Origin of the sequence: uncultured Succinatimonas sp., assembly GCF_905203285.1 — a bacterium.
Lineage (GTDB): Bacteria > Pseudomonadota > Gammaproteobacteria > Enterobacterales > Succinivibrionaceae > Succinatimonas.
In genome coordinates, this window is record NZ_CAJKVK010000006.1 from 37,206 (window position 1) to 45,261 (window position 8,056).

The following is an 8,056-nucleotide window of genomic DNA, read 5'->3' on the forward strand; positions in this document are numbered from 1 at the left end:
CTCATCAAAGACAAAATAAATATTAATTATTTAATAAAAAATCCTCAAAAGCGTCAAACACACTGCCGCTTTGACGTTCAGGCGCAGCAGGTTTTGGTGCCGCGGGAGCTGGAGCCGGAACATAAGGCTTAACCTCAAACCCGTCGGAATTTACCGGAGCATTTAGTTGAGAGCATTTTTTTACATATGAAATTTTGTCTGCACGAACCGGATAAACAGTAAGCCCCGGAGCATTACAGCCGTCTTCAACAATACTGCCGTCTTTTGCAAAGTTCACGAATTTAATTCCCTCAGGACGCTTTAATTCCAAAGAGTTAATTCCGCGTTCTCTTAAATAGGCGGCATAGACACGCTGGGCTCCCGATGCTCCGTACAATCCCGTTGAACGGTTATTATCAAATCCGACCCAGGTCGTAACAAGCTCTTCTGCGTCAAAGCCGGTTGACCAGGTATCACGATTATCATTGGTCGTTCCGGTCTTGGTTGCCAAAATCGCATCGGGGAACTCACTGCCCAGTCTTCGTCCGGTACCGATACGGGTAGCTTCAGTCATACCGTATAAAGTCAAATAGGTGTCGCGAGGATCCAAAGTACGCTTACCGCGTCCGCTGCTTCTTTCATAAACAATCTCACCGTCCTTGACTACCGTTCTTAAAGTCGTGAGATTCTGGTATACGCCGTCCGTTGCCATTGAGGCATACATGGAATTTAACTCGTAAGGCGTAAGCTCGGTAGTTCCCAATAAAATTGACGGATAAAGCGGAATATCCTGCTTGATACCGACTTTGTGCATGGTATCGCGGACATTGTTGATCCCTACTCTCATACCGATACGCACCGTAGGAATATTCAAAGAACGGGCCATCGCTTCAACCACGCGAATAGTACCGCGATATTTACGATCGTCATTACGCGGCTGCCATAACTTTCCGTCGGCAAGCTTTACGGTAAGAGGCTGATCTTTTACCAGATTGCCCAAATGGACGCCGTTATTAAACGCAGTCAAATAAACAAGCGGTTTAATTTGCGATCCGATTTGACGCCTTCCTTCAATAACACGGTTAAAACCGTCATACTTAGGAGTACGGCTGCCGACGACGGCCGAAATTTCAGCGGTACGCCATGAGCTTACGACCATTGCCGCCTCAAGACCTTTTTTACCGCTGCGCTTTTCTATAGCGTCAAGCTCACTTGCCACTGCTTTTTCAGCGGCAGCCTGTGCTTGAGGGTCAAGACTTGTAAAAATCTTGATCCCGTTGCCTGACAGAAAATCAGGCCCGAACTGCGAAGATATCTCATGCTTTAAAACACCCATAAACGCAGGAGTTTTGGTGTAATTCATCGATCCTCTGGCAATGACATTTAAAGGACGGGAAGAATACTGGGTAAACTGCGCATCGGTGAGTTTTCCGCGGTTTCTTAATACGGCAAGTACGGTATTACGACGCTCCAAGGCTTTTTCGGGATGACGCCACGGATCATAATATGACGGACCTTTAATTAAACCTACTAAAAGTGCCATCTGATCTTGCGTAAGCTCAGAAACAGGAACTCCGAAATAAAAATATGAAGCAAGTCCGAATCCGTAAATTCCGGCATTACCGTTTTGTCCTAAATAAATCTCATTCATATACGCTTCTAAGATCTGATCTTTGGTATAGCGATGATCCATGATAAGCGCCATGATGATTTCTTTAAATTTACGGCTGTAGCTGCGCTCATTAGTTAAAAAATAATTTTTAACAAGCTGCTGGGTAATGGTACTGCCGCCCTCAACCGCGTGTCCTGCCATAAAGTTCTTAATAAAGGCACGAACAATAGAAATAGGATTTATACCCAAATGTGAATAAAAAGATCGATCTTCGATTTCAAGCAAAGTCGTAATCAGCTCTTTAGGCACTTCTTCTAAGGTAATGAAAATACGATCTTCTTTAGGATCGATACGGTTGATTCTGTCAATTAATACCGGATCCATGCGCACATAGCTTAATTCCTGCTTGGTATCGGCATTTATGATCTGATTGACGCGCTTATCGGCAAAAGAAATCAGCAGCGCCGTCCTGTCTTCATAGGCATCAGGAAAAGCAAACGGACGCTTTATCACCACAATACGCGAATTTTTATAATTGACGGCATATTCACCAGGATCTTTAGGGTTTGCGACCTCACGGTACTTAAGCAGATTAAGTTCATACACCATCTGTTTTAAAGAAAGTCGCTGATCAGGATAAAGCTCCAAAGGCCTTGAATAAACCACTGCAGGCAGCACCCATTTATCATCAACTTCGAATTTTGACAAAACCACGGAATCAAAGTAGATAAATAGGATAACAAGTACGCCTAAAAGCGCTACGCCTGCTTTAAGACTGAATATCGTAAATTTTTTTGAAACTTTTTTAATGAAGGGCTTTTTTAAAGCCTCTTTTTTCGGTTCTTGAGACTCGTTCACACTCAATCCTGCACAAAATTTCACAACACTTGAAAAAGGAATTATAGCAAAGGATCATAGTTTGAATTTACAAAAAATTTTATTGATTTTATATTTAAAATTTCACGATAAATCACATAATTAAAATAGATTCTTGTATCATTGCAAATTATCAGCGATAATCAAAACTTAAAAATAAGCCTTTAGGATTAAAATCTGAAAAGCTATTTTTAAAACAAAGAAATAAAAGCTAAAATTCATCGATAATATAGGTACTTACTATGGCTACCGCAACTGACACAAAGACTGCTGAGACTGTTAAAAAGGCTAAGAAAGCAGCAAAGAAAACCGTTGTAGCAAATGACATGGAATCAATGGGTCCTCTTGCTATTGCCGGAGTTCAGCCTTATCAGGTAAAACCCGGTGAGGAATACATGAATGATGCGCAAAAAGAGCACTTCCGTAAAATTCTCACCGCATGGCGTGATCAATTGCGTTCCGAAGTTGATCGTACCGTAGGTCACATGAAGAGCGAAGCCGCCAACTTCCCTGATCCTGTAGACCGCGCTTCTCAGGAAGAAGAATTTTCCTTGGAACTGCGTGCCCGTGACCGCGAACGCAAACTCATCAAAAAAATCGAAAAGACTTTGGTTAAATTAAATAATGACGAATTCGGCTACTGCGAACAGTGCGGTGAAGAAATCGGCATTAAGCGTCTCGAAGCCCGCCCTACCGCAGATTTATGCGTCGACTGCAAAGCCTTGGCTGAGATTAAAGAAAAGCAGCTTGAAGGTTAATTAAAGAACCTGCCTTAGGCAGGTTTTCTTTTTTTATGACTTATATAGGACGTTTTGCCCCTTCTCCGTCAGGTCGCCTGCATTTTGGCTCAGTAGTCGCTGCCGTCGGTTCTTACCTGCGCGCCAAAAGTCAGGACGGAAAATGGCTTATCCGTATTGAAGATTTGGATACCCCGCGCTGTCCTATAGGAACTGCTGAAATTATCCTTCAAGAACTTGATGCTCTAGGTCTTAAAAGCGACGGGGAAATCTTGATTCAAAGTCAAAGAAAAAAGATTTATGAAAAAGCCTTAAATACGCTTTTAGATGAAAAACAGGCTTTTTTCTGTACCTGCACCCGCGCAGAGCTTTCGCAAAGACCGTGTTCTTGCTACCTTGATGCAAAAAGCAATTTTCCTCACGCAAGCGTACGCTTTAAGCCTCTAAACGGTTATAAACCTTCATTTCATGATGAACTTAAAGGAGATATCAAAGTAAATCTTCCCGATAAATTCATCACCTTAAAAAGAAGTGACGGGATTATCGCCTATAACCTTGCCTGCGTTATTGATGACGCGCTTTGCCATGTAACGGAAATTGTCCGCGGCAGTGACTTAATTGACGTAACTCCGATACAAATAAGCTTATTTAATGCCCTGCATTATAAAGTTCCTTATTTTCTGCATTTACCGCTTGCTCTTGAACAAAACGGCAGCAAACTGTCAAAACAAAACCATGCCAAGGCTATTTTTGATGTACTGACAGTTCAGGAAATTCTTATCGCGGTTTTACAGTTTTTAGGACAAAACACAAATCAATTAAATAAAAGCATGGATGTAAACTCAATATTAAGTTTTGCAGTTGAAAACTTCAGATTAGATAAAATCCCTGCAGCATCAAGCGTCATACCTGACAATCTTTTCTGAAATTTCTTACTTTTTTTATTGTTTTCTAAAATAAAGTATTTACCCGTGTCTTGGCTTTTTTTATGAGTTTTTAGACTTCATAAGGTATAATGTGCACTTTGAAAATGATGGAATCGTGCTTTTGCGTGCACTATATAAAAATAATGACAGCGTTTCCTTTATATATAAATCTTCCATGAAACGCATATTATCAATAACTCATAAAAGAGGTATTTTAAAATTTCCGCTCTGTTAAATGGCCTTAGCGATATTCTTAAGAAAAATAAAGGCCTCGTAAAAAAACACGGTTTTGCCAAATTAGTAATTGAACGCAGCCGGCATAATATTTCACGGCAAAACATTTCAAAAAATGCATTAAATACTTTATATCGCCTCCGTCAAGGCGGTTATCAGGCATATCTGGTCGGCGGATGCATACGTGATATGCTGCTTGGAAAAGTCCCTAAAGATTTTGATATCTCAACCAACGCCACCCCGGAGCAGGTTCATCGACTGTTCCGCAATTCACGCATCATCGGACGTCGTTTTAAAATAGTTCACGTGGTTTTCGGACAGGAAATCATTGAAGTAACCACATTTAGAAGTGCCGTTAACGGTAATCTCGGCCGCAATCAAATCCAAAACGATGACGGCATGCTTATTCGTGACAACAGCTACGGCAAAACGCTTGAAGAAGATGCGACGCGCCGTGATTTTACGATTAATGCCATTTACTATGACATTTCAAACTTTACCCTAATTGATTTTCACGGCGGACTTTACGATTTAAATAACGGAATTATCGATATTATCGGCGATCCGCATACTCGCTATCAGGAAGATCCGGTGCGCATGATACGTGCCGTACGCTTTAGCGCCAAACTCGGCTTTAAGATTTCAAAGCGTACTGCAGATCCGATTAAAACCCACTCGGCACTACTGCTTAACGTGTCAAATGCCCGTATGTTTGATGAGGTCAATAAGCTGTTTTTAACCGGCCACGGTCTGCAAAGCTTCCACAAACTCAGGGATTTCGGACTTTTTAACCTGCTTTTCCCGGGTCTTGACGGTTTTATCGAAAACAAAGATTACCAAGCATTCGTCGAATACGCCTTGGCAAGTTCCGACCAGCGTTTTGCCCAGCAAAAACGCAATATGCCGCATTTCTTATATACGATTATGTTCCTGCATAAATTCAGGTCGCAGATGATAAAGCACTATGAATTAAATGAATCAAGAATTCATCAAGTTGCAGATGACGTAATCGCTGACGAAATATGTCAAGAAATGCTTATGGAACAAAATGCGGTCACCGCTTTACCGTGGCAGGTCTCGGCGGATATCAGGAAATTGCTTAAAAGTCAGAATGAACTTTTGAATATCCATGACCAAAATGCCGTAGCGGCTATGGCTGAATCTAATATCCTGCGAGCCTCTTTTGACATTTTTAAACTCAGAGCCAAATTCGAGCCGTATTTAAGCCCGTATATCCGCTTCTGGCAGCCCTACTATGACAGAAGCAGCCAAAAAGCAGAGCAAAAACGAGCTTTATTAAACAAAAAAGAAGAGCAAAATTTCACTAACGCCAAAAATAAACAAAAGAAAAATAAGCTGCCTGAGAAAAACGGCGGCTATAAGCGTGAAAAAGCTACTTCTCGCGCCGAACGTCTGGCAAAAGCCCGTGCTTGGCGTGCCGCTATGCATTTAGATCCTTAAATTTATGAACAGAGCATTAATTTCTTTAGGTTCAAATTTAGGTGACAGCAAAGCTACTTTAAAAAACGCTCTTGCTTTACTTGAACAAACACCGGGAATTAAGGTAGATAAGATATCGTCGTTTTATAGGACCCCTCCTGTAGGAGGAGTATTGCAAGATGACTTTATCAATGCCTGCGCTTTATTAAGTGTCACTCTTAATGCGCATGATTTGATGCAAACTCTCTTAAATATAGAAAAAGAGTTTAAACGGGAGCGGATCATAAGATGGGGACCTAGAACGTTAGATCTTGATCTTATAGATTTTAACGGTGAAAGAAGTGACGATCCTTTTATCACGCTTCCGCACCCGCGAGCTCATCAAAGAGCTTTCGTGCTTATTCCGGCAAATGAAATCGCTCCTGATCTTTTGCTTGGCGGTAAATATTCAGTACAACACTATTTAAAAAAGTTGTCGGAAAACGACATCAAAGGAATTACTAAATTAAGCTATGCCCAATAACGTAAATCTAAAACTTATTGTAGGTCTTGGCAATATCGGCCCTAAATATGAACATACGCGGCATAATATGGGCTGCGATTTGTTATTTAATATTGCAGATAAGTACCGTATAAGCTTAAATCCTGAAAGCAAATTCTCAGGTCTTGTCGGTCGCGGCAACATTGAAGGGCAGGAAGTGCGCCTCGTTTTTCCGACCACTTTTATGAATGAAAGCGGCAGAAGCGTCGGTGCGTTATGCAACTTTTTCCGCATCGCACCTGAAGAAATTCTCGTGCTGCATGATGATTTGGATCTTCCGCCCGGTACCATCAGATTTAAATTCGGTGGCGGGCTTGCAGGACACAACGGACTTAAAAGCATAACGGCTTGTCTGTCAGGGGCCCAAAATTATTATCGCCTGCGCATCGGCATCGGACATCCTGAACGCTCTGACGTAATAAATTGGGTGTTAAACCGTCCCTCACCGCAAGATCGCGATAAAATTGATGCGGCTTTAGATGCCGCCCTTTTAGGGATCGGAACTTTATTTAAAGAGGGGGTGAATAAAGCCACCTCCTTTATTAACGGATTTAAACCTCTTTAGGAGAAAGACATGGGATTTAATTGTGGAATCGTCGGTTTGCCTAACGTCGGCAAATCAACTCTTTTTAACGCTCTGACTAAAGCCGGCATCGCAGCTGAAAATTTCCCGTTCTGCACCATTGAGCCCAATACCGGCATCGTCCCGGTCCCCGATGAGCGCCTTGATAAAATCGCCGCTATCGTGAACCCGCAGAAAATCGTCCCTACCGCAATGGAATTCGTGGATATCGCAGGTCTTGTCAAAGGAGCCTCCAAAGGTGAAGGTCTTGGCAACCAATTTTTAATGAATATTCGCGAAACCGATGCTATCGCTCATGTCGTACGCTGCTTTGACGATCCGAACGTAATTCACGTCAACGGCAAAGTTGATCCGATTTCCGACGTTGAAATTATCAATACCGAGCTTGCTCTTGCCGATTTGGATGTCTGCGACAAAGCCCTGCAGCGTCTTGAAAAACGCGCCCGCACCGGCGGCGACAAAGAAGCATTAGCTCAAGTCGTGGCTCTTGAAAAATGCAAGCCCGCTCTTGAGGAAGGTAAAATGCTGCGTCAAATCTCTTTTACCAAGGAAGATCTGCATGCATTGCGCGGCTTCAACTTCCTTACCTTAAAGCCGGTTATGTACATAGCCAACGTCTCGGAAGACGGTTTTACCGATAATCCTTATTTATCTCAATTAGAGGATTATGCCGCAAAGGAAAACTCCATAGTCGTTCCCGTGTCTGCTGCAATTGAAGCAGATTTAGCCTCCATGGAGCCTGAAGACAGAAAAGAATTCATGGACAGTCTCGGCATCAGCGAGCCGGGACTTAACCGCGTCATTCGCGCAGGATATAAACTTTTAGGTCTGCAGACTTTCTTTACCGCAGGACCTAAGGAAGTCAGAGCCTGGACCGTCAAAGTAGGCGCCACCGCCCCGCAGGCAGCCGGTAAGATCCATTCTGACTTTGAAAGAGGATTCATCCGTGCAGAGGTTGTATCTTATGATGATCTGATCGCATGCGGAAGTCACACAGCAGCCAAAGAAAAGGGTCTGATCCGTCTGGAGGGAAAAGACTATGTGGTAAAAGACGGAGACATCATGCTGTTCCGTTTCAATGTATAAGCATACTAAGCATGCTGAAAACACATAAGAAAATGTATAAAT

General features: G+C 42.5%; 7 protein-coding genes. 6 read left to right on the forward strand and 1 reads right to left on the reverse strand.

Annotated elements, in window-relative coordinates; genetic code table 11:
- Positions 1 to 22: 22 nt before the first annotated feature.
- On the reverse strand, positions 23 to 2,449 hold the full coding sequence (gene mrcB / locus QZ019_RS01620; protein ID WP_295481850.1) for a penicillin-binding protein 1B: 2,427 nt from the start codon (positions 2,447 to 2,449) through the stop codon (positions 23 to 25).
- Positions 2,450 to 2,793: 344 nt separating this feature from the next.
- On the opposite strand from mrcB, the gene dksA reads away from it, so the two are divergent.
- The 6 genes from dksA to ychF all read left to right on the forward strand — a co-directional run bounded on the left by dksA (position 2,794) and on the right by ychF (position 8,014).
- Positions 2,794 to 3,225: an RNA polymerase-binding protein DksA gene (gene dksA / locus QZ019_RS01625; protein WP_294567554.1), complete on the forward strand. Its 432-nt coding sequence runs from the start codon at positions 2,794 to 2,796 to the stop codon at positions 3,223 to 3,225.
- A gap of 35 nt (positions 3,226 to 3,260) precedes the next feature.
- A complete protein-coding gene (gluQRS, locus tag QZ019_RS01630) occupies positions 3,261 to 4,130 on the forward strand; it encodes a tRNA glutamyl-Q(34) synthetase GluQRS (protein WP_295481852.1) in 870 nt (289 codons plus the stop codon).
- A gap of 303 nt (positions 4,131 to 4,433) precedes the next feature.
- Positions 4,434 to 5,825: a polynucleotide adenylyltransferase PcnB gene (gene pcnB, locus QZ019_RS01635; RefSeq protein ID WP_295481862.1), complete on the forward strand. Its 1,392-nt coding sequence runs from the start codon at positions 4,434 to 4,436 to the stop codon at positions 5,823 to 5,825.
- 4 nt (positions 5,826 to 5,829) lie between these two features.
- A complete protein-coding gene (gene folK / locus QZ019_RS01640) occupies positions 5,830 to 6,327 on the forward strand; it encodes a 2-amino-4-hydroxy-6-hydroxymethyldihydropteridine diphosphokinase (RefSeq protein ID WP_295481854.1) in 498 nt (165 codons plus the stop codon).
- Positions 6,317 to 6,910: an aminoacyl-tRNA hydrolase gene (gene pth, locus QZ019_RS01645; protein ID WP_295481856.1), complete on the forward strand. Its 594-nt coding sequence runs from the start codon at positions 6,317 to 6,319 to the stop codon at positions 6,908 to 6,910. Before folK ends, pth begins: the two co-directional genes overlap by 11 nt.
- A gap of 9 nt (positions 6,911 to 6,919) precedes the next feature.
- Entirely contained in the window at positions 6,920 to 8,014 is a 1,095-nt protein-coding gene (gene ychF / locus QZ019_RS01650) for a redox-regulated ATPase YchF (RefSeq protein ID WP_295481857.1), read from the forward strand.
- The last annotated feature ends 42 nt before the right edge of the window (positions 8,015 to 8,056 follow it).